The sequence below is a fragment of the Acinetobacter sp. CY05 genome (assembly GCF_059515805.1).
This window is the reverse complement of sequence record NZ_JCAKMW010000019.1, coordinates 25,570-47,689: the sequence shown is the minus strand read 5'-3', so window position 1 is coordinate 47,689 and position 22,120 is coordinate 25,570. Positions and strand designations below refer to the sequence as shown.

Here is a 22,120-nt window from a genome sequence, read left to right as displayed (position 1 = left end):
ACAATTGGTCACGTTGACCATGGTAAAACAACTTTAACAGCTGCGATTGCAACTGTATGTGCTAAACAATTTGGTGGCGAAGCGAAAGACTACGCTGCAATTGACTCAGCACCAGAAGAAAAAGCACGTGGTATTACAATTAATACTTCACACGTAGAATACGATTCTCCAATCCGTCACTACGCTCACGTAGACTGCCCGGGCCACGCCGATTATGTTAAAAACATGATTACTGGTGCTGCTCAAATGGACGGTGCGATCCTTGTATGTGCTGCGACTGATGGTCCAATGCCACAAACTCGTGAACACATCCTTCTTTCTCGTCAGGTAGGTGTACCTTACATCGTTGTATTCTTAAACAAATGCGACCTTGTAGACGACGAAGAGCTTCTTGAATTAGTAGAAATGGAAGTTCGTGAACTTCTTTCTACTTACGACTTCCCAGGTGATGATACTCCAATCATCCGTGGTTCAGCTTTAGCTGCACTTAACGGTGACCAAGGTCAATACGGCGAATCAGCTGTTGTAGCTCTTGTTGAAGCGCTTGACTCTTACATCCCAGAACCAGAACGTGCAATCGATAAAGCATTCTTAATGCCAATCGAAGACGTATTCTCTATTTCTGGTCGTGGTACAGTAGTCACTGGCCGTGTTGAATCAGGTATCGTGAAAGTAGGCGAAGAAGTTGAAATCGTTGGTATCAAAGACACAGTTAAAACAACTGTAACTGGCGTAGAAATGTTCCGTAAACTTCTTGACGAAGGTCGTGCGGGCGAGAACTGTGGTGTTCTTCTACGTGGTACTAAGCGTGAAGACGTTCAACGTGGTCAAGTATTAACTAAACCAGGTGCGATCAAGCCACACACTAAATTCGACGCAGAAGTATACGTACTTTCTAAAGAAGAAGGTGGTCGTCATACTCCATTCCTTAACGGTTACCGTCCACAGTTCTACTTCCGTACAACTGACGTAACTGGCGCAATCTCTCTTCAAGACGGCGTTGAAATGGTTATGCCTGGTGACAACGTAGAAATGTCAGTAGAATTAATCCACCCAATCGCAATGGACCCAGGTCTACGTTTTGCGATCCGTGAAGGTGGTCGTACAGTTGGTGCTGGTGTTGTTGCTAAAGTAACTGCATAAGTATTAATTGTGTGAAAAAAAGCGTCCCTTTGGGACGCTTTTTTTATCGCTGGCTTTTTGAAATAAAGTTTTTATAATGCCAATTTTATTTAACTAACGTAGATAACGAACATGATTCGTTTTATGCAAGCAGCTGATGTTGCTGTTGTGACTCAAATTGAGAACAAAGTTCAAAGCCACCCGTGGAGCGAAAAGCAATTTTCGCAAGCAGTTGAACAGTATCAAAGTACTGTGATTGAAAAAAATGGTCAGGTATTGGGTTTTTGTATTTTGCAGCCTGTATTAGACGAAGCTAACTTACTGCTTATGGCGATTGATCCAAGTCAGCAAGGCCAAGGTTTGGGTTATGAGTTGCTCAGTCAATCGCTAGAGATGCTTCAAAATAATCCATTACAGATTTTTTTGGAAGTGCGTCAAAGCAACATTGCAGCAATTAAATTGTATGAAAAGGCAGATTTTCATCAAATTGATTTACGTAAAAATTATTATCCGAAGCCTGATGGCACGCGTGAACATGCCATTATTATGGTCAAAGCATGTAGTGATGATTTTGCTCAACTCTTCAAATAAATCATTTGATAATGGAGTTGTTCCAACCTGAGGGCAGGGTGGTCATCAATGATCGCCCAAGCTGCTGAATTTCATCTTTATTTAAAATCCGATTTAGGCGACGCCATTGTCCATCAATGAGTAATTCAAGCGGTACATACTGCGATTTATAATTCATTTTATCTGAATGTGGTACCCAATAGCCTAAATAAACAAACGGCAAGCCTTTTTGCTGAGCATATTCAATCTGCTTTAAAATCGCATAAACACCTAAAGATCGACGATTCTCATCTGGATCGAAAAAGGTATACACCGCAGAAATACCGTCATCAAGCGGATCACAGGTGGATACGCTGACTAAACGTTGATCTTGCCAGAGTTCTAAAAAAAAACTCTCGGTACAGGTATGCATTAAAAACTTTTCAAACTGGTCTTCACTGGGTGGATACATATCCCCATCAGCATGACGTTGGTTAATGTAGCGCTCATATAAATCATAATGAATGGAGGTGGCATCTTGAGTGCGGGTAATTTTAATGCTTAAGTCTTGATTGCGTTTCCAAGCCTTTTTTTGTTGACTATTCATGTGAAAGTCTTGAACCGGTACACGGCAAGACAAACATTGGCGGCATAGATGGCATTCCGGACGATAAACAAAATCCCCACTACGGCGAAAACCTAAGCGTGATAATTCAGATAGCGTCACAACATCAATACGATGTGCCGGATCTAAAAACACCATCCGCGCAGATTTTTTCTCCAAGTAACTGCAATTATGCGGAGGCGTAATGTAATACTGTAAATCATTTAACAGGGACTGCGGGTGATAAGAATTCATAACAAGTTCCCTCTAGCTATTTATCATTCATTTAGGCACATGTTTTGCGCTATTGTTTTACTTGAAAATACACTGTCCTGATATTTTTTCCAATCGACAGCAGGGGCATTTATCACATCTTGTAACGAATTAAGATAGGCTTGGCGAGAAAGTGTACTCGCACCTAAACTTAATAGATGGTCATTCACCAGTTGGCAATCAATCCAAGGCAGCTGATTGTCTTGTCCAATGAGCATTAAGGTATAAAATGCCATTTTAGAAACGTCGGTTTGCCGACTAAACATCGACTCACCAAAACAGCCTTTACCAATGCTGACGCCATATAAGCCACCAACCAACTGATCTTGTTGCCAGACTTCTACACTATACGCATAGCCGAGCTGAAACAGTTGGCAATAACCTTGAATAATGTCTTCGCAAATCCATGTATCGGCAGCATAACTGCGCGGCATGCTACAAGCATGGATTACTTGCTCAAAAGCTTGATTGACTGTAATTGTATAATCAAACTTTTTCATATTACGTAGTAAAGATTTACTCGGTTTGTAATCAAATGGGCGAATAATGCAACGGGGTTCTGGACACCACCAACAGATTGGTTCACCTTCGGAAAACCAAGGAAATAAGCCGTGCCGATACGCTTCTAATAAGGTACTTGGCGCAAGATTGGCACCAATACAAATCAAACCTTGTCCTTCGGGGTCGGCTTGAATAGGATCAGGGAAAATAAACTCAGATTGCAGCTGCATGATCGACACATATTCAAAAGGATCGACTTTATCTTAGCCGATCCTTAACCATTTTAGCTAAATAAAGCCAATTGTTTCGCAATCAATGGTTTTGCTTGGTGAATAAAGAGTTGGGCTTGTTGGCTTAAATAGACTAAGCTGGCTTGACGCTCGAGCAAAGGTTGCTGATGATCATCTAATAAATGCCAATTTAACTGATCAAAGTTTTGCTGTGCATATTCAGCTAAGTCTTCAGGGAGGCGAAGCTGCTCAAAGAAATAACCACGATAAAACAAAGCTTCAATTTGCGAGACGGCAATACCAATCCCTGTCATTGGATTGGCTAATACCTGATAGTTTTGGTGATAGCTGGCCTGTTCTAAGATATAACGATTTAAGGCTTGGCTGGATTGAACAGTGCTATTGGGGACTTTGTTTTGACAAGGCTGGGCTAAATTTAAATGACATAAAATCACCAAAGCATTGAGCAGCTGCGCGTAACTTAAGTTAGGCAAGGCATGTTCGAGTTCAAATAAGCTTTGGCTCTTATATTGAATGCATTTGAAGTGCTGGGCTAAGGGCTGGTAAATCTCTTGTAACAGATTAAATTCACCTAAATGTCCTTGAATCGTTGTAGGTAGAGATTCTGCAGAACTGAGTAAGACAAAGCGAGTTTGACGTAAACGTTGCTGAATTTGTAAAGCGGAGAGCGTATTTTTACCGCGAATAAATAAATCTTTCCTAAATTGAGTATTTGCAAAGTAATCACGGCATTGTTCTTTAAAAATAGGGTGCTCAATTTGATTTAAAAATTGCTGATGTTGCTGGCTAAAATTAATGTCATCTAGATGCACATCTAAATTGGTGCTACTGGCAAAGGACAGTTTAATTTCTTCTAAAGTACGTACCACTTGTTGAAAGGAAAAACACTGCCAATCTTGATTGAGATATTCGTGAATCAAATAGTCAGGATTTTGTTGTTGTAAGCTCTTAAGTTTGTCTAAGGCAAAAGGATTTTTTTTGCCAAACTCTGGACCTTGCTTTAATAAGCTTTGGCTAAACGCTAGCGCATCTTTGACTTTTTGTGCCGGCTGAATACTGGTGCTATTGAAGTGAAAATGGCTATGTAGTAGTTCACGCAGTGGCATATTGGCTGCCCAGCCAGTTAAGCAATTATAACTGATATAGACAATCCCTTTGGGTTTTAAAAATTTACGAATAAATTTTAAAATAATGTGTTGATTGCGGTGACTAATCCAACTCCAAATACCATGTAAACTAATGGAATCAAATTGAGGTAAGTCATGCTCAAGGAGTTCATCAAAACTGGCATCAAAAAAATGATGCGCGGCCTGACTGTGCTCTGCCATGAGGTTGGCATGTGCGGCATGTGCAGGATTGAAATCCGTGCCATAAAATGTCCCTATATTTGAAGCAGCATGTATATTAATGCTTACCCCTTGGCCAAAGCCTAATTCGCAATGCTGGTGTTCAGTTAAGCTATCACTACATTCAACACCATTGAGTAATAAGCAAAACTTTTGAAAGTTTGGACTTAAATCTCGATAGTAGCCATATGTGTAATTCACATCCGTATGATAGCCGTCCGTCCAATTTGTTGTCATGAGAAACTCTTATTAGTAAGTCTTGAGAAACGGTCGGCACTTTATAACTGATTGTTAGACAAAATAAAACCACCGCAAAAGGGTGGTTTTACTAAATGGTAAAAAAAACTTATTCGCCTAAGGCATCCAAGTATTTTTCTGCATCCAGTGCAGCCATACAACCAGAACCCGCTGAAGTAATCGCTTGACGGTAAATGCTATCGGCAATGTCACCTGCAGCAAAAACACCAGGAACTGAAGTTTGTGTTGCATTGCCTGAAGTACCACTTTGGACTTGAATATAGCCATCACGTAATTGTAATTGACCCTCAAACATGCTGCTATTTGGTTTATGACCAATGGCAATAAATAGACCAGATACATCAACGTCTTGGGTTGAATCATCTTGAGTTGATTTTAAACGTACTGCGGTCACGCCAGTCTGATCACCCAACACTTCTTCGACTTGATGGTTCCAAATGATGCTGATTTTGCCTTCTTTTTCTTTGGCAAAAAGGTGATCTTGTAGAATCTTCTCAGAACGTAGGCTGTCACGGCGATGCACTAAAGTGACGTGTGAGGCGATGTTAGACAAATAAAGTGCTTCTTCAACTGCAGTATTACCACCGCCAACGACCATGACTTTTTGTTCTTTATAGAAGAAACCATCACAGGTCGCACATGCGCTTACGCCTTGACCCATGAATTTTTGTTCAGACTCTAAACCTAAGTATTGAGCAGTTGCACCTGTACAAATAATTAAAGCATCACAGCTAAACTCTTCCATATCGCCTTTTAAGACAAATGGACGTTGGCTTAAGTCAACTTCATTAATATGGTCGTAGACGATTTCTGTACCAAAACGTTCAGCATGTGCTTGCATGCGTTCCATGAGGGCAGGGCCTGTTAAACCTTCAGGGTCGCCAGGCCAGTTATCAACTTCTGTGGTGGTGGTCAGCTGACCACCGAGTTGTAAGCCTGCAATGAGAGTAGGTTTTAAGTTAGCACGCGCAGCATAAACTGCTGCACTATAGCCTGCTGGACCTGAACCTAAAATAATTAAGCGTGAGTGACGAGCGCTCATCGAGGGCATCCTTTTTTTATTGAGTAATTTATGGAATTATACAGGTAAAAGCATGAGCCGTCTTAGCGCTTGAATGTAGATATTTTTGATCATGTAAATTGATTTAAACTATATAGACAACAAAACCAGCATTATCGATTGAGTTAACAATATCCAAGCATTCTGCTGCATCTTTTTTTGTACAACAGGTGCATAATATTGCTCTTTAGTTGGCACTTCACCTGCCATAAACTTTGAACCACTTAGCCATAGGACCGTATATGACTGCAATGTCGAGTGCTTATGCACAGCGCTTATTACAGACATTATTTTTGCTCTCATTTGGAACATATTTGTTCCTTGCAACAGTAACCTATACGCCGTTTGACCCAGGTTGGATGCATATCTCTAGTGATACCCAACAGGTGTCTAATGCCAGTGGCGTAGCAGGCGCATGGCTTGCCGACTTAATGTTTGGCTTTTTAGGCTGGGCAAGTTTATTGATTCCGCTTTACTTTTTTATTGAAGCGGTTCAGGTGTGGTGGCCACATAGTTTTCTGACTCGTCCTTTTCGTTATGCGGCACAATTTTTTATGCTGCTTGCTACATCGACCTTATTATATTTGTTTTGGGAAGTCCCTGCTGATACTTTAGCCAATGCTTCAGGTGGGATTATTGGCTATGAATTGGGACAAAGTTTGGCAGGCCTACTGACTATTTATGGCGCTGCGGCATTTTTAATTGTGTTTTTAGTGGTGCTGTTTACCCTCGCATTTGGGGTGAAATGGAATAAAACCCTCACTACCCTTAAAGCCTTACCTACTCAGTTACAAGATTTATTTTATAAAAATGTACCTGAAAGTGAGTCAGCATTTGACCGTACCACAGAGCTGAGCAGTCAAAAGACCAGCTCAGATGTAGCCAAGCCAAGTCCAGTGATTACGCCTGCAGCAGAGCATCAGCCTGTGCAGCATGCACCGGTACGTGAGGCAGCGGCAGAGCGTTTATTTAATGAAATGCTAAGTAAAGAGCGTGAAGCTGAACAACGTTTGCTTGAGCAGGCACGACAAGCTGAATTGGCTAAGCAAGCTGAGCTCGATCGCATTGAAGCTGAAGCGCAAGCCAAAATCCAAGCTGAACAAGATATGCAACACAGCTTTGCTGAGGCACGCCGTGTGCAAGAAGAACAAAGCCGTGCAGCTGCAAGCAATGAAGTATGGCGTGCTTTACATAGTGAAGAAGCCCAAAAACAAGAAATTGATGCTTTGTTAAAAGCAGCTGACGAAGAGATTCCTACAACGCAAACATTTGAGCCCACAACACAGCCCTTAAAAATGCTCAAACAAGACCAAGTAGATTGGGATGATGACCAAGTCTTTGATGATTTGATTAAAAGTGTGCCGCAAACATCGGCTTTAAAAGAAGACAGTGATGTGGTGGTGGCACCTGTACGTAGTAAAGTGACGGATAAAGAACAACCCCAACCAAGTGCAGATCAAGCGCTTGAAGCAGAATTAGCGGCGATTGATGAAATCTTAAAAGATCAGCCACGAGTAGCGAGTAGTTATGCTCAGTCTTCAGCTTTTGTACAAGCCCCGATTCAAACTATGGTGACAGCACCAGTATTCTCTACGCCTGTTGCTGATGTGACTGCTGTTGAACCAGCACCAATCACTGCAGAGAAGAGTAGCGATGATTTAGTGCTTGAGCCAAAGGTAGCAGCCACAGAACGACATGAAGTTGATGCAAAATCACCAGCCTCTGAGGCAATTGAAGTTAAAAAAGAATTGTCTAAACAAGAATTTATTGAAGCATGGCAACAAACCGCAGGTGAACCACAAGCACTTGAAGATGAGTTCGATGCACCGCTTACTGATGCTTATGGCCGTCCAATGTCACGTGCCATGCAAGTGGCACAAAAGCGTTTAGATTTATCGCCATTACCGGGGATTGAATTATTAGATAAAGTTGATCCAAACAAGAAAGTCAATTTTACCCAAGAGCAGTTATCACGTTTGTCTGAACTACTGGAAATCAAATTACAAGAGTTTAACGTTAAAGCTAAAGTGGTAGAAGCCCAGCCGGGGCCGGTCGTGACACGTTTTGAACTGGATTTAGCTCCAGGGGTAAAAGCGTCTAAGGTAACTAATATTTCACGTGATTTAGCACGTTCTATGTCGATGGCATCGGTACGTGTGGTAGAGGTCATTCCGGGTAAACCGTATATTGGGATTGAAGTGCCAAACAGCACCCGTGAAATGGTACGTTTGATTGAGTTAATCCAAACCCCAGCCTTTACTGATCCCAATGGCCTACTTTCTATGGCCATGGGTAAGGACATTTCAGGTAACCCTGTTATTGCGGATTTAGGTAAAGCACCACATATGTTGGTGGCAGGTACGACAGGTTCAGGTAAATCTGTTGCGGTGAACTCGATGATTTTATCGATGTTACTTAAATATAATCCCGATCAACTGCGTCTCATTTTAATTGACCCTAAACAGCTTGAACTTGCCAACTATAGCGACATTCCGCATCTATTAACCCCTGTTGTGACTGACATGAAAGATGCTGTTAATGCATTGAATTGGTGTGTCAATGAAATGGAACGTCGTTATAAACTGATGTCGTTCTTAAAAATTCGTAAATTGGCTGATTACAACCGTAAAGTTGAAGAAGCTTTGGCCAATGGCGAAGATTTAATCGATCCAACGTGGAAAGCCAGCGAATCTGTAGCAGGGGAATTTGCGCCGCGCTTGCAACCTTTACCATCCATTGTGATTGTAGCGGATGAATTTGCTGACATGATTATGCAAGTGGGTAAAAAAGCTGAAGAAATGATTACGCGTCTAGCGCAAAAATCGCGTGCAGCAGGGATTCACTTACTGCTTGCGACGCAGCGTCCATCGGTAGATGTGATTACAGGTTTAATTAAAGCCAATATTCCAACCCGCGCGGCCTTACGCGTCAACTCTAAAATTGACTCACGCACGATTTTGGATGCCAGTGGTGCAGAAGATTTACTCGGTCATGGTGATATGCTGTTTTTAGGACCAGGTAAAATTGAACCTGAACGTGTCCATGGCGCATTTATCAGTGATGATGAAGTCAATCGTATTTGTGACGCATGGCGTGAGCGTGGCGCACCAAATTATGTTGATGAAATACTAACACCTTATGATGAAGAGCCAAGCTCACGTGGCTTTGAAGAGGGTGAGGGCGGTTCAGATCGTGATGCTTTATATGATCAGTGTGTGGCCTTTGTACTTGAAACCCGTAAAGCCACCACCTCATCTCTACAACGTAAGTTTAGTTTAGGTTATAACCGTGCTGCACGCATTATTGACCAAATGGAAGAAGGCGGTATTGTCAGTGCCATGGGTGCCAATGGTAAACGTGAAATTTTAGTTTAAGTCAAAACAGCCTGCCAAGCGCAGGCTTTTTTATGCTTGCTAAAATCAAAAAAAATAGCTGTTTAAATTCTAGTCAGGTTTTATAGTAGGCAATAACCCCTCAAGATACTTACAATATGCTTGTTATTATTATGGCTTTAGTGCCATTAATTAGTCTGATTGCTTTAGGTTATGCGTTTAAGCATTTTCATTTTTTGTCTGAAGAGTTTTGGCGTGGGGCAGAACGACTCAATTATTTTATTTTATTTCCTGTACTGCTGTTTAAAAACTTAGCTTTTGTTAGTTTAGAGTTATCCAGTTTAGTGTGGGTCATTGCAGCCATGCTCATAACAATTTTGCTGGTGAGCTGCGGTTTATGGTTCGCAAAATTTTATTTTCATATTAAGCCTGCACAATTTGGTGTTTATGTACAAAGTCATATTCGTTTTAATACCTATATGGGCTTAGCTCTAGTCAGTAGCTTATTTGGTGCTTATGGCATGAAAATCTTTGCCATGATGATCGCCATTGCGATTCCTACAGTCAATATTATTTCTTTATTGGCGTTTGCTCAGCAAAATCATTCTATTTACAGCACCTTACTGGCTATTATTCGAAACCCGTTAATTATTGGCTGTGTGGCTGGGATTGTATTTAACTTTACAGGCTTAGGCTTGCCGACAGGTATACATGATTTGATAGGGTTATTGGGCAGTGTGAGTTTGCCACTCGGCTTGCTTGCAGTAGGCGCAGCTTTACAGTTTCAAACATTAAAACTGGATATTTGGCGTTTAAGTTTCAATAGTTTAGGGCGTTTGCTGGTGGTGCCTTTGCTGGCTTATGGTGTGACGCAAGTACTGGCTTTACCTGCTTTAGAAAGTTTAATCGTGCTGACCTTCTTTGCTTTGCCTACGGCTTCAGCTGCTTATATTTTAACCCGTTATCTAAAGGGCAATCATCAATTAATGGCAGGGGTGATTAGCTTACAGACCGTTTTGTTTGTGCTGAGTTTTCCGCTGCTGATGTATTTATTTAAGGTATAAAAAAGCCTGCTACTGCAGGCTTTTAGGGTTTAAGCGAACTTAGCTAGTACGCTTAAAAATTCACTACTATGACGCGGGAATTTAGCAATCACGTCATGAATACGTTGACCTTCAGGGTTGGTGGCATTTACATCACGACCATCGGCAACAAACTGAGTCAATAAACGTTCATAATCGCTTGGACGCATATGTTTGTATGCGTGATAAAGCACGTGAAAATCTGCATTTACACCTGCAGGAGGCAGCTGAGTTAAATAGGCAAATACACGTTCATCTGACCATTCTTCGTTAAACGTTGCTGGTTGAGATAATGCCATCGCAATCTCCTTGGCTTGTTGTCAAAATTAAAAAGGCAAAAATATGGATCAAAGCGCGGCTTGCGCTAAACACAAGCCTCACATCAGCGAGAAAAGATCTACACGCCGCTAAGCGGCGCGTTTCATATGAGCGCTGGAGCAAAGCTCTACTGATCCAGTCACTTGTAGCAGCGCTTTTCGTCTTGCGGCTAGACAAAGTCTACACTTTGTTGATCCAACCACTCGAAGCAAAGCTTCCCGTCTTGCGGCTGGGTAAGGCAAAGCCTTACTGATCCAGCTACTCGAAGCATAGCTTCTCGTCTTGCGGCTGGGTAAGGCATTACCTTACTGATCCATCCTCATATTTTGCCTTGATTCAATTTGCTTGACTAATCAGAATTCAGATTATCGTTCTTCAGGCAAATTGATATTCATTTCAAGCATTTCTAAATTGGCTTCAGAACGGACTGCCATTTGAATATGCTGTTCATCGACACCACGCACGTAGCGACTCACCACTTGCATGATTTCTTTTTTCATTTGCTCAATTTTTTCAGGCGTTAAGCGTTTGCTTAAGCCTTTTTCTGAGGCGACAATGACTTTTAATCGATCTTTAGCAGTTTGTGCGCTAGAAGGCTTGTCCTCGCCGCTAAAAAGTTTACTCCAAAATCCTGCCATCTTAAGCTCCAAATAATCGTGCTAACCAGCCTTTTTGTTTGACTTCTAAATGACGGTAAGGACGATCTTCACCTAAGAAACGTGCGACTAAGTCATCATAAGCTTGGCCTGCAGGGGTGTCGGTATATAAAATCGCCGGTTTACCTTCGTTTGATGCTTGTAAGATGCTCTTACATTCAGGGATCACACCTAAGGTTGGCACTTTTAAAATATCTTTTGAGATATCGTCAATGGTTAACATTTCTTGTTTTTCGGCACGTTCAGGGTTGAAACGTGTAATACATAAGTGTTTACGAATGCGACCTTCGTTATTTTCTACTTTTTTGGTTTTGCTATCAAGCATACCAATAATACGATCTGAGTCACGTACTGAAGAAATTTCAGGGTTAGTGACAATAATCGCTTCGTCAGCATGATACATCGCTAAAATAGCACCACGCTCAATCCCTGCAGGCGAATCACAAATAATGTAATCAAACTCTTGGGCTAACTCGTCCATCACACGTGCCACACCTTCATCGGTTAAGGCATCTTTGTCACGGGTTTGTGAGGCAGGGAGGATATATAAGTTTTCAATATCTTTATCACGAATCAACGCTTGCTGTAGGCGTGCTTCGTTATTTAATACGTTTACAAAATCGTACACCACGCGGCGCTCACAACCCATGATAAGGTCTAAGTTACGTAAGCCTACGTCAAAATCGATCACAACAGTTTTGTGGCCACGAAGGGCTAAACCTGTTGCAAACGATGCACTCGTTGTAGTTTTACCTACGCCACCTTTGCCTGATGTTACGACAACAATTTTCGCCACCGAATCCACTCCTGTTATGGTTCAAACACCCGATGTTAAGTTTGGGTGTTTTGGTGATTATTTATACGTTAAAATTCAAGCGCCTGAAATACAAGCTCTTGACTATCATTTAAGTAAATATGTACAGGTTTCTTGGTCATATCTGCCGGAATATCATCCGCGACACAATAGGTTCCTGCAATAGACACCAACTCTGCTTCTAAGGAATGGCAGAAGATGCGCGCCGCATGATTTCCGCCTGCGCCAGCAATCACTCTACCACGAACACTACCATAGATATGTATATTTCCTGAAGCGATCACTTCGGCACCACTATTGACACCTGCACTTAAAATAATATCGCCGTGATCTTGCACTAAGCATTGTCCTGTACGCAGCATTTCATCATGATATGAAGTGGCATGCGCGATACGATTAGCAGGTGCTTTTTCTGCTGTTTGTTCAGTGCTATCAGTCGTTTCAACTGCTTCTGGCTCAGCAGCGAGGACTTGTTCTTTGGTGGCTTTAATACGTTGTAGTGGGCGATCTGCTGGTAAAACAGGAAATTGGATCAAACGTGCCGCATCTGAAAGTACGCCTTCTACCACTGCCATCGGTTGTAAATCGAGGCTGATCAGCAGTTGAATCAGACCAATCAGTTCTTGTTCGACGGTTGAATCAAGAATGACTAATGTACCTTGTGAGGAGGTACCTTGCAGCATGTGTGTCAGTTGTTCACGGATAGCATCATGATCATTTGTGTCCAGGGTTAATCGGGTAAAATTAACCATTCTGCCGGTAATCCGGATATCAGCCATACCTGTTCCTTAAGACTTGTTCACGACTTATTATTTATGCCGAAGTAATGTTATAAAATAGAGCAAATCCTAGAACAATTTGCATGATTTCTCTAGCATCTTGACTAAATATTTTCATGCTTGTTTATTCTTTGTCAGCTTGTTTTTCTGCCAATACCTGCTGCCATTGTTTGATCTTAACCTGCTCACGTAAAGCATCCAAACTTTCAAACACGGCTGATTCAACCAAACGGTCAATTTCAGGGTTGTTTTCAATGGCAATTTGACTGACTTTCTCGGCAATCATTTTATAGGTCGCATTATCGCGTGCCTGTTCACTATGGGTAAAGGGTTCAAGCAAGCCTTGGCTAATATTTTCACCTAAGCGCTGCCCAATACTTTGAATCTGCTGTTCAATACGTCCACCAACTAACGGAATGAGGCGCAACATTTGTGACAGTTCTGGGGTATCTTCAATGGCTTTATTGACCACCAAGCCCACATTTTTAGCAATATCATGCCGCTGGGCCTGTAATTCTTTGCCCAAAGAGTCTTGCAAGACATCGGCTAAAGCAGTCGCGAGTAACTCACGGTGATGATTGACGATGTCTTCGATATATTTTTTATGTGTGGTGCTGCTTTGTAATTCGGTTTTCACTGCATTGATTAAGGTCAACACAATACGGCTGGTGAGTTCTTCCATCAGCAGGCGATAGTAGAAATTGCCGCGTGCATACCATTTTTGTGGAATCACTGTATAACCATGGCTATGCAGGTTATAGGCAATAGCAAAGGCACGGCCTAAACGTAAGAAACGGAACATCGGCAAAATTGAAATAATTTCATACCAATGAATAAAGGGGAAAAACCACCAACGTTGATGATGCTTAAACACAATCGCAATCATCCAACGCACGAACAGCTCAAACACTAAAAATGAGGTAAACCAACCTTCGGTGGTTTTCACCCAAGGATGTAAGCTGGCTTCGTAAAAGTCGAGCACTTGCGGTAATTGAATAAAGTTAAACAACCATTCCGCATAATCACTCATTAAAAATGCGTTGGCCCCTAAACAAAATAAGTTAAAGGTAATCAGCCCCAACATCAAAAAGTCATAGATCAAGGCGACTTTCCAGCCCCATGATCCGTGCTGAACAAAGTGAAAAGAAGATTTCAAAACTTTGTGTTGTGGCTGTTTCATGCTGTTCCTTTAACCGTGTTGCTTATGCAACTGTTGTTTCATTTGCTCAATCAGGTGGTCTTTTTCAGTCCAAATCTGTTGTACCCATTTATGAAAACGCACGCGATATTCACGGTCACTTTCATAATCACCCTCGAGTACCCAAGTGGGAATTTCAATTTTGCGTAGATTCACTGCAATGTGTTTGACATGACCCAACCAGAACTCACCATATTCAGGCACATGCTCATCATACACAATGGTCATATCCACCAATGCATCGACTTTTTCACCTAAGATTTTTAAGGCCAGGGCTAAGCCACCTGCTTTAGGTTTAAGTAGATGAGTATAAGGAGATTTTTGTGCATCGTGCTTCTCTTGCGTAAAGCGTGTGCCTTCTAAATAATTGAGTAAGGTAAAAGGCTGGCTGAGCAATTGCTCGCAGGCTTTACGGGCTTCTTGCAGATCGCGATTTTTAAGCTCTGGATTTTTGGCAATTTCTGCCTTGCTATGGCGCTTCATCATCGGGAAACCTAAAATTTTAAAGGCTTGACCGACAAAAGGAATAAAGATCAGTTCCCACTTGGTAAAGAAGCGCGTTAGCGGCATACGTTTTAAACCGACATATTGATTGACCGTGGTATCCACCCAACTTTGATGATTACAGATCATCAAATAACGCCCCTCTAAACTTAATTCTAAGTTGGGGTCAATGTGTATATCCCATGTTAAATCAGGTAAGACATGCTCAATTAAGTGGTTATTAACGTTAATCCAACTATTGGCCAACTTAATATTGGTCTCATCGATTTTAGGTGATTTTTTAACAAGTTTGGTTAAGCCTAAACCAAGGACGGGTGGGCCATGTACAAAAGTATTGGTTGCCATCACTGAAGTCACGGTTAACGCTTTTTGGACTTTTTTTAATAAAGAAGCACGTGGCTGATCTGTGGACATGCGGCTACCTATTGTTGCTGACCGAAAAAATATGCTGCTCAATATAGAGCCAGTTAGAAAAAATGCAAATTATCACTCGGTAACTATGAAGAAAATATGGGGAAAAATCGCTTAAAATCGTGATATATATTACAAAATGTAAATTAAAGCTTTATTATTAACAAAAAATCAATGTTACAAATTTGATTTTTGTTACATGATTCACACAGCGTAAAAACACCAATAAAGGAGGCATGCTATGCGTGCACTATTGATTACAGCAGTAGCAGGGGCATTGGCACTTTCAGGTTGCCAAAACATGGAATATGACAAAGCAGCTCTTGGTACAGTGCTCGGCGCAGGTGCAGGTGCACTGATTGCAAAAAGCAATGCAGATAAAGATAAAATGGGTCAAGCAGCTGCCATTGGTGCAGTGGTTGGCGCAGGTGCGGGCCTTCTTCTTGATCGTAAAGAAAAGCGCTTAAAAGAAGAATTAGCAGGTACGGGTATTGATGTGGATCGTAACCAAGACGGTTCAATCAATCTTGTGATGCCATCTGTAACATTTGCAACGAATTCATCAACTGTTCAACCGCAATTCCAAGCTGCGTTAAATGATGTTGCAAAAGTACTTCGTGAAGATGGTGCATCAAACAAGTTAGCGCTTGTGATTCACGGTCATACAGACAACACAGGTACAGATGCAATCAACAACCCATTGTCACAAAACCGTGCCAATTCAGTACTTAACTACTTAGCGGGTCAAGGCATCTCTGCAGGTCGTATGACAGCACGTGGCTATGGTTCAACTTCACCGATCGCAAGCAACTCAACTGCTGCGGGCCGTGAACAAAACCGCCGTGTAGAAATCACAGTTTACGAAACAGCAAACTAAGTTTGTTGAGGTAAATTTAAAAACCACCTTCGGGTGGTTTTTTTATGCCATCGAGTTCATTTTTTTAATTAGGCAATCCTGATTTTGCCGACTATAATCAGCGCCTACACGCAAAGAGGATTGAATATGTCGACCGCAAGTCAACTCAATGACAAGCAACTTGAAGCCATGAAATACACTCAAGGACCCTTGTTAGTACTTGCAGGCGCAGGTTCAGGCAAAACCTCGGTGATTACCCGTAAGATTGCCCATTTGGTGCAAAATTGTGGTATTCCGGCGTATAAAATTACCGCTATGACCTTTACCAATAAAGCCGCACGCGAAATGAAAGAGCGTGTAGCCAAGTTGTTATCGCGTGAAGAGGCGAAAGGTTTGTCAGTTTCGACCTTCCATACCTTTGGTTTGAATCTACTGCGTTTAGAACTCAAACATACCCCGTTGAAAAACAATTTTTCGATTTTAGATGCCGATGACTGTAAGCGCATCTTGATGGATTTGATGCACCGTGACAATTTATCAGGTGCAGAAAGCAAAGATTTAATTGCCAAAGCCATGAAGAAAATTTCCGATTGGAAAAACGATCTGATTGCACCAGAGCAAGCCCATAGCACTTGCGAAACCCCAGAAGATGTCCAGTTTGCCCATTTATATCAGCTGTATGAGCGTAATTTACGTGCTTATAACGCTGTGGATTTTGATGACTTAATTGTCATGCCAACCCGTCTTTTACAAGACAATGCAGAAGTGCGCGATAAATGGCAAAATCGCGTGCGCTATTTATTGGTGGATGAATATCAAGACACCAACACCGCGCAGTATATTTTAGTCAAATTACTGGTGGGGGTGATGGGACAATTCACTGCTGTGGGTGATGATGACCAATCGATTTACGCATGGCGTGGCGCTAAGCCTGAAAACATGGCGCAGCTTAAAGAAGACTTTCATAATTTAAAAGTCATTAAACTGGAACAAAATTACCGCTCCACTAGCCGAATTTTAAAAGCGGCAAACTCGGTGATTGAAAATAACCCGCATATTTTTGACAAAAAACTGTGGTCAGATAAAGGTCATGGCGAAGCCATTCGGGTGATTACCTGCCGTAATGACGATGATGAAGCGGAACGCGTGGTCAAAGATTTACTCACTCATAAACTGATGCAAGGTAAATCTTGGAAAGATTATGCGATTTTATACCGTGGTAACTTCCAAGCGCGTATATTAGAAACCCAGCTGCGTCAAATGCAGATTCCATATAAATTATCAGGCGGTCAATCCTTCTTCGCACGGGCAGAAATTAAAGACGTGATGAGCTATTTGCGTTTGATTATTAATCCTGAAGATGACAGTGCCTTCTTACGTATTATTAACACGCCAAAACGCGCCATTGGCCCTGTGACGCTAGAAAAATTAGGTCTATTTGCCCAAGAAACCAATCAGTCATTATTGGCTGCGGCAGGTGATCAACGCTTAAGTTTATCCTTACCTAAAAAAGCCACTTCTCAACTCCTTGAGTTTTATGAGTTTTTAGACGGTTTTACCCGTAACTTGCTTGAAGATGATGAACCAGTCCCGATTATTCGTCAGATGATGAATGAAGCGGGTTATATCGATTACATCAAAGAGCAAGCGGCAACGCCTGCGCAAGAGAAAACCAAGCTGGATAACATTGAAGTATTGTACAGCAGCATTCAAAGCCTAATTAACCGCGCTGAAGATGTTGATGAAAAGAACATTGAAAGTGTGATTCGTAAAATGGTGCTGTTAGATATGCTCGAGCAACAGCAAGAAGAGCAAGACACCGATAAAGTCAATTTAATGACCTTACATGCTGCCAAAGGGCTCGAGTTCCCTTATGTATATATGATTGGCTTAGAAGAAGAAATTCTGCCGCATAAAAACTCAATTGCCGCAGAAACCGTCGAAGAAGAGCGTCGTTTAATGTATGTGGGCATTACCCGTGCCCGTCAAGGTTTGACCATCACCTTAGCTGAACAACGTAAAGCCGGTGGCCAAATGAAACAAATGACGCCAAGCCGTTTCTTAGATGAATTACCGCAAGATGATTTAGATTGGCTTGGTCGTAAGAAAAAGATCAGCAATGTTGATCCTAAATTACAAGCCCAACATTATTTAGAAAACTTACGTGCGCTGATTAAGCGCTAACTCCCATTGCTTAGGAATTTACATGAAAGTTCAAGTTAAAGTTTTAGATTCACGTTTAGGTACTGAGTGGCCAATGCCAAGCTATGCCACCCAAGGTTCAGCAGGTTTAGATTTACGTGCTTGCGTGAATGAAACTACGGTGATTGAACCAGGTCAAACCGTATTAGTTAAAACGGGTTTATCCATTTACATCGAAGATGTGAACTTTGCTGGTTTAATTTTGCCACGTTCAGGTTTAGGTCATAAACACGGCATCGTTTTGGGTAACTTAGTCGGTCTTATTGATTCAGACTACCAAGGTGAACTGATGGTATCGGTTTGGAACCGTAGCCAAACTGCCTTTAGCTTAGAACCCGGCGAGCGTTTAGCACAATATGTGTTGGTACCTGTGGTACAAGCACAATTTGAAATGGTAGATGAATTTGTTGCCACTGAACGTGGTGCAGGTGGTTTTGGTCACACAGGTCAAAACTAATTCTGTAAGCGATGAGGCTCATTGTGTTGAGCTTCATCGTTTTTTAATTGAAAAATTGCGTTAAATAGATTAAAACAATATCCAAAAATTTATACACATTTTATTTTGATTATATACACCTCTAATCTCACTTTAATTAAATTTTCCTATGAATAGACCTGCTGCGTTTCCTGCACATATTTTTCGCGCTTACGATATTCGCGGTAAAGTAAGCCTATTATCGCCTGAGTTAGTGTTTGCCATTGCTCAGGCTTTGGCACGTCAGTATCAAGCAGCAGGCCAGACTGAATTGGTGATTGGTTATGATGCGCGTTTAAGCAGTCCAGCGTATGCCAAGCTGATTCAAACCATTTGTCAGCAACACGGTTTACATGCAGAGTTGATGGGCTGCTGTGCTAGCCCGGCTTTGTACTATGCGGCACGGCATTTTAATGGCAATGGCATTATGGTCACTGCCAGCCATAATCCAAAATCAGATAACGGTATTAAGTGGATTATTCAAGGTGAACCACCGACGCCTGAGATGATTCAGCAAGTGGCGACATGGGCAAAACCACATTTTCAGCCTACACAAAAAATTGAGCTAGAACATGAACCGCATACCGTGGTGGTCAAATATTGTTTGGATTACCAACAAGGGATCTTAGATGATATTAAACTGCAGACTACATTTAAGGTGGTCTTAGATGGATTACATGGTGCGGCAGGGCGCTGTGCAGCCTTAGTATTAGAAAAGCTAGGGTGTGAAGTCATTCAACTGCGCTGTAAGGCCAATGGTGAATTTCCTGACCATGCACCTGACCCATCGCAAGCGGCACATTTAGTCACGCTACAGCAACAGGTCTTAGCACATCAGGCCGATATAGGGATTGCCTTAGATGGCGATGGCGACCGTGTGGTGATTGTGGATGAACAAGCCAATATTATTTCCGCCGATCGATTAATGGTATTGTTTGCCAAAATCTGTTTGTTGGAGCATCCACAGCATGAAGTGGTGTTTGATGTGAAATGTTCTAACCTGGTGGCGCATAGTGTGCAGGATGCAGGGGGCAAAGCCAAAATGATTCGTACGGGGAGTACATTCTTACGTCAATATTTAGCTCAGTCCAAGGGACAAGCGGTATTTGGTGGTGAATACGCAGGGCATTATGTATTTAATGATGGGCGTGGTTTTGGTTACGATGATGGCCTATATGCGGCACTACGCATTTTAGAATACATTGAACAGCACAATATCACCATCTCACAAGCCCTTGCTGACTATCCTGAGCGTTGTAGTACCGAAGACACTTATATTAGTACCTATCAGCAAGACCCTAAACACGTTTTAAACATTGTGGCAGATGCAAGTGAGCAATCGGGCGCGCATTTAAGTCAAATTGATGGGGTAAGGCTTGATTTTGCAGATGGTTTTGGCATTATTCGCGCATCTAATACAGGTGAATACTTTACGGTACGCTTTGATGCCCAGAATCCTGAGCGTCTAGATGCAATCCGTGATACCTTTGCCACCATGCTTCAAGCACATTATCCACAAATTGCACAAGATATCTTAAACGCCAAATAAGGAGCGGCACATGCCACATCAACATACTGGCCTCGACAAAGCACAAGTTTTAACCGAAGCTTTGCCGTATATTCAACGTTTTTCAGGTAAAACGCTGGTGGTAAAATATGGTGGCAATGCAATGACTGACCCTGAGCTGGAAAGCTCATTTGCGCGTGACATCGTATTACTCAAAACAGTAGGTTTAAATCCGATTGTAGTTCACGGTGGTGGACCACAAGTCGATTCATTTTTAAAACAGCTCGGCCGTGAATCTGATCGTATTGACGGTATGCGCGTTACTGACCCTGCAACCATGGAAGTGGTGGAAATGGTTTTAGGCGGCAGCGTTAATAAATCAATTGTGAACTTGATTAACAAACACGGTGGTCGTGCCATTGGTCTAACGGGTAAAGACGGTAATTTACTCCGTGCGCATAAATTACTCATGAAAAAAAACCAAGAAGATGGCTCAATCAAAGAGATCGATCTTGGTTTAGTGGGTGAAGTGGTGGGTGTAAAAACTGACGTACTAGAAATGTTTACCCAAAGTGACTTTATTCCTGTCATTGCGCCACTAGGTGTGGATGAAGAAGGTAACACTTACAATATCAATGCCGATCTAGTCGCAGGTAAAGTCGCAGAAGCTTTAGGTGCTGAAAAATTGATTCTACTCACCAACATTAGCGGTGTATTAGATGAAAATAAAAATCTACTCACTGGTTTAAGCACCCAAGAAGTGGATCGTTTGATTGAAACTGGCGTGATTTATGGCGGTATGATTCCAAAAGTAGGTTGTGCGCTAGATGCTGTAAAAGGCGGTGTGGTGAGCGCACATATTGTCGATGGCCGTGTACCACATGCCACTTTACTTGAGATCTTTACCGATCACGGTGTAGGGACTTTGATCACCAATCGTCAGGCAAAAAAAGCAGCTGAATAAAATGAAAGCCTCCCTTAGGGAGGCTTTTTTATGGCTAAAGTGATTGATAAAAATTAGAAATAGTGATTTGAAAAGCGCTATATAGTCATGCACAATAGCAAAAATTAGTTAGCCCGATGAGAAGATATTATGTGCCAATTACTTGGAATGAACTGTGCCACACCTACAGACATTACCTTCTCATTTCGTGGCTTTTCCCAGCGTGCAGGGATTACCTCAGACCATTGTGATGGCTTTGGTATCGCCTTTTTCGAAGATAAAGCCTGTCGTTTATTTGTTGATAACCAATCCGCAGTTGAATCACCGATTGCGGAATTAATTCGTAATTATCCGATTAAATCACGCAATGTGATTGCGCATATTCGTAAAGCCACGCAAGGCAAAATTAATTTAGAAAACTCGCATCCGTTTAGCCGTGAACTATGGGGCAGACAATGGATTTTTGCCCATAATGGCGATTTACATGATTTTAATCCGCGCCTAAGTGGTCGTTTTACTCCTGTTGGCAATACCGATAGCGAATTGGCATTTTGTTATTTACTGGAGCAACTGGTGCTACGCTTTGGTTATGATGAGCCATCGCTTGAGCAAATTTTTGATTTATTGGTTGAGATTTCACCAAGCATTGCTGAACATGGCACCTTTAATTTTTGTCTTTCCAATGGCCAAGCTTTATTTGCCTATAACATCACCAAATTGCATTGGTTAGTGCGTGAGTACCCATTTCAACCGGCACAATTAATTGATTTAGATGTCGAAGTGGATTTTAGTCAGGTGACTACACCTGAAGACCGGGTTGCAGTCATTACCACAGAACCACTGACCCAAAATGAGACGTGGTCTGCTTTTCAACCGGGTGAAATGCGATTATTTAAAGACGGTCAACCCATTAAAAATCAAATGACGTTTGTGGAGCGTTTAGAACGTGAGCGCTTAAATCCAGCCTTAAAACGTGTTACACGAGCAGATCAATATTAAATGACACAATCAAGTTGCTATTTAAAATAGCAACTTGATGTTTTTAAAATAAAAAAATCATGATTTAAAATCAAAAGTGG

The 22,120-nt window shown here is 41.8% G+C and carries 20 protein-coding genes; 10 read left to right on the top strand and 10 right to left on the bottom strand.

The window, feature by feature from the left end; all coding sequences use genetic code 11:
* Both tuf and rimI read left to right on the top strand, forming a co-directional pair.
* On the top strand, positions 1-1,143 hold a 1,143-nt coding region (gene tuf / locus AC5YCD_RS12665; RefSeq protein ID WP_496129349.1), incomplete at its 5' end, for an elongation factor Tu.
* A gap of 111 nt (positions 1,144-1,254) precedes the next feature.
* Positions 1,255-1,713, top strand: a complete 459-nt coding sequence (gene rimI, locus AC5YCD_RS12660; protein ID WP_496130373.1) for a ribosomal protein S18-alanine N-acetyltransferase — start codon at positions 1,255-1,257, stop codon at positions 1,711-1,713.
* A gap of 1 nt (position 1,714) precedes the next feature.
* Here rimI and AC5YCD_RS12655 read toward each other — a convergent pair whose 3' ends face one another.
* The 4 genes from AC5YCD_RS12655 to trxB form a co-directional block, all read right to left on the bottom strand.
* Positions 1,715-2,530 carry an arginyltransferase gene (locus tag AC5YCD_RS12655; RefSeq protein ID WP_496130372.1) on the bottom strand — a complete coding sequence of 272 codons (816 nt, stop codon included), beginning with the start codon at positions 2,528-2,530 and terminating at the stop codon, positions 1,715-1,717.
* 23 nt (positions 2,531-2,553) lie between these two features.
* Positions 2,554-3,279, bottom strand: coding sequence for a leucyl/phenylalanyl-tRNA--protein transferase (gene aat, locus AC5YCD_RS12650; protein WP_496130371.1), 726 nt, complete (start codon positions 3,277-3,279; stop codon positions 2,554-2,556).
* A gap of 53 nt (positions 3,280-3,332) precedes the next feature.
* Entirely contained in the window at positions 3,333-4,883 is a 1,551-nt protein-coding gene (locus tag AC5YCD_RS12645) for a methyltransferase regulatory domain-containing protein (protein ID WP_496130370.1), read from the bottom strand.
* A 109-nt stretch (positions 4,884-4,992) separates the two neighbouring features.
* The gene (gene trxB / locus AC5YCD_RS12640) at positions 4,993-5,946 is read right to left on the bottom strand and encodes a thioredoxin-disulfide reductase (protein WP_496130369.1); all 954 of its coding nucleotides are present in this window, start codon (positions 5,944-5,946) and stop codon (positions 4,993-4,995) included.
* Positions 5,947-6,206: 260 nt separating this feature from the next.
* On the opposite strand from trxB, the gene AC5YCD_RS12635 reads away from it, so the two are divergent.
* Positions 6,207-9,338, top strand: coding sequence for a DNA translocase FtsK 4TM domain-containing protein (locus tag AC5YCD_RS12635; protein WP_496130368.1), 3,132 nt, complete (start codon positions 6,207-6,209; stop codon positions 9,336-9,338).
* 116 nt (positions 9,339-9,454) lie between these two features.
* Complete coding sequence (locus AC5YCD_RS12630) at positions 9,455-10,360, top strand: AEC family transporter (protein WP_496130367.1); 906 nt, start codon at positions 9,455-9,457, stop codon at positions 10,358-10,360.
* Between the two features lie 29 nt (positions 10,361-10,389).
* Here AC5YCD_RS12630 and AC5YCD_RS12625 read toward each other — a convergent pair whose 3' ends face one another.
* The 6 genes from AC5YCD_RS12625 to yihG all read right to left on the bottom strand — a co-directional run bounded on the left by AC5YCD_RS12625 (position 10,390) and on the right by yihG (position 15,061).
* Complete coding sequence (locus AC5YCD_RS12625; RefSeq protein ID WP_496130366.1) at positions 10,390-10,677, bottom strand: PA4642 family protein; 288 nt, start codon at positions 10,675-10,677, stop codon at positions 10,390-10,392.
* A 384-nt stretch (positions 10,678-11,061) separates the two neighbouring features.
* Positions 11,062-11,334, bottom strand: coding sequence for a cell division topological specificity factor MinE (gene minE, locus AC5YCD_RS12620; protein ID WP_122901720.1), 273 nt, complete (start codon positions 11,332-11,334; stop codon positions 11,062-11,064).
* A 1-nt stretch (position 11,335) separates the two neighbouring features.
* Positions 11,336-12,148 (bottom strand): septum site-determining protein MinD, encoded by an 813-nt coding sequence (gene minD / locus AC5YCD_RS12615; protein WP_496130365.1) that lies wholly within the window; start codon positions 12,146-12,148, stop codon positions 11,336-11,338.
* Positions 12,149-12,216: 68 nt separating this feature from the next.
* The gene (gene minC, locus AC5YCD_RS12610; protein ID WP_496130364.1) at positions 12,217-12,945 is read right to left on the bottom strand and encodes a septum site-determining protein MinC; all 729 of its coding nucleotides are present in this window, start codon (positions 12,943-12,945) and stop codon (positions 12,217-12,219) included.
* 124 nt (positions 12,946-13,069) lie between these two features.
* Positions 13,070-14,125: a preprotein translocase subunit SecA gene (locus AC5YCD_RS12605; protein WP_496130363.1), complete on the bottom strand. Its 1,056-nt coding sequence runs from the start codon at positions 14,123-14,125 to the stop codon at positions 13,070-13,072.
* A gap of 9 nt (positions 14,126-14,134) precedes the next feature.
* On the bottom strand, positions 14,135-15,061 hold the full coding sequence (gene yihG / locus AC5YCD_RS12600; protein ID WP_496130362.1) for a 1-acylglycerol-3-phosphate O-acyltransferase, YihG family: 927 nt from the start codon (positions 15,059-15,061) through the stop codon (positions 14,135-14,137).
* Positions 15,062-15,299: 238 nt separating this feature from the next.
* Between yihG and AC5YCD_RS12595 the strand changes: the two genes are divergently transcribed.
* The 6 genes from AC5YCD_RS12595 to AC5YCD_RS12570 all read left to right on the top strand — a co-directional run bounded on the left by AC5YCD_RS12595 (position 15,300) and on the right by AC5YCD_RS12570 (position 22,040).
* Positions 15,300-15,935, top strand: coding sequence for a YiaD family glycine zipper/OmpA-like lipoprotein (locus AC5YCD_RS12595; protein ID WP_496130361.1), 636 nt, complete (start codon positions 15,300-15,302; stop codon positions 15,933-15,935).
* A 126-nt stretch (positions 15,936-16,061) separates the two neighbouring features.
* A complete protein-coding gene (rep, locus tag AC5YCD_RS12590; RefSeq protein WP_496130360.1) occupies positions 16,062-18,098 on the top strand; it encodes a DNA helicase Rep in 2,037 nt (678 codons plus the stop codon).
* 22 nt (positions 18,099-18,120) lie between these two features.
* Positions 18,121-18,573: a dUTP diphosphatase gene (gene dut / locus AC5YCD_RS12585; RefSeq protein ID WP_496130359.1), complete on the top strand. Its 453-nt coding sequence runs from the start codon at positions 18,121-18,123 to the stop codon at positions 18,571-18,573.
* A gap of 148 nt (positions 18,574-18,721) precedes the next feature.
* On the top strand, positions 18,722-20,140 hold the full coding sequence (locus AC5YCD_RS12580) for a phosphomannomutase/phosphoglucomutase (RefSeq protein ID WP_496130358.1): 1,419 nt from the start codon (positions 18,722-18,724) through the stop codon (positions 20,138-20,140).
* Positions 20,141-20,150: 10 nt separating this feature from the next.
* On the top strand, positions 20,151-21,062 hold the full coding sequence (gene argB / locus AC5YCD_RS12575; protein ID WP_496130357.1) for an acetylglutamate kinase: 912 nt from the start codon (positions 20,151-20,153) through the stop codon (positions 21,060-21,062).
* Between the two features lie 129 nt (positions 21,063-21,191).
* Positions 21,192-22,040: a class II glutamine amidotransferase gene (locus AC5YCD_RS12570; protein WP_496130356.1), complete on the top strand. Its 849-nt coding sequence runs from the start codon at positions 21,192-21,194 to the stop codon at positions 22,038-22,040.
* Positions 22,041-22,120: the final 80 nt, after the last annotated feature.

Bases quoted from the DNA above. Each gene is read 5' to 3' on its own strand.
- AC5YCD_RS12595 (WP_496130361.1), top strand. From the start codon at position 15,300: ATGCGTGCACTATTGATTACAGCAGTAGCAGGGGCATTGGCACTTTCA.
- AC5YCD_RS12580 (WP_496130358.1), top strand. From the start codon at position 18,722: ATGAATAGACCTGCTGCGTTTCCTGCACATATTTTTCGCGCTTACGAT.
- yihG (WP_496130362.1), bottom strand. From the start codon at position 15,061: ATGTCCACAGATCAGCCACGTGCTTCTTTATTAAAAAAAGTCCAAAAA.
- aat (WP_496130371.1), bottom strand. From the start codon at position 3,279: ATGCAGCTGCAATCTGAGTTTATTTTCCCTGATCCTATTCAAGCCGAC.
- AC5YCD_RS12625 (WP_496130366.1), bottom strand. From the start codon at position 10,677: ATGGCATTATCTCAACCAGCAACGTTTAACGAAGAATGGTCAGATGAA.
- rep (WP_496130360.1), top strand. From the start codon at position 16,062: ATGTCGACCGCAAGTCAACTCAATGACAAGCAACTTGAAGCCATGAAA.
- AC5YCD_RS12605 (WP_496130363.1), bottom strand. From the start codon at position 14,125: ATGAAACAGCCACAACACAAAGTTTTGAAATCTTCTTTTCACTTTGTT.
- dut (WP_496130359.1), top strand. From the start codon at position 18,121: ATGAAAGTTCAAGTTAAAGTTTTAGATTCACGTTTAGGTACTGAGTGG.
- AC5YCD_RS12655 (WP_496130372.1), bottom strand. From the start codon at position 2,530: ATGAATTCTTATCACCCGCAGTCCCTGTTAAATGATTTACAGTATTAC.
- minC (WP_496130364.1), bottom strand. From the start codon at position 12,945: ATGGCTGATATCCGGATTACCGGCAGAATGGTTAATTTTACCCGATTA.
- AC5YCD_RS12635 (WP_496130368.1), top strand. From the start codon at position 6,207: ATGACTGCAATGTCGAGTGCTTATGCACAGCGCTTATTACAGACATTA.
- rimI (WP_496130373.1), top strand. From the start codon at position 1,255: ATGATTCGTTTTATGCAAGCAGCTGATGTTGCTGTTGTGACTCAAATT.
- AC5YCD_RS12630 (WP_496130367.1), top strand. From the start codon at position 9,455: ATGCTTGTTATTATTATGGCTTTAGTGCCATTAATTAGTCTGATTGCT.
- trxB (WP_496130369.1), bottom strand. From the start codon at position 5,946: ATGAGCGCTCGTCACTCACGCTTAATTATTTTAGGTTCAGGTCCAGCA.
- argB (WP_496130357.1), top strand. From the start codon at position 20,151: ATGCCACATCAACATACTGGCCTCGACAAAGCACAAGTTTTAACCGAA.
- AC5YCD_RS12645 (WP_496130370.1), bottom strand. From the start codon at position 4,883: ATGACAACAAATTGGACGGACGGCTATCATACGGATGTGAATTACACA.
- minE (WP_122901720.1), bottom strand. From the start codon at position 11,334: ATGGCAGGATTTTGGAGTAAACTTTTTAGCGGCGAGGACAAGCCTTCT.
- AC5YCD_RS12570 (WP_496130356.1), top strand. From the start codon at position 21,192: ATGTGCCAATTACTTGGAATGAACTGTGCCACACCTACAGACATTACC.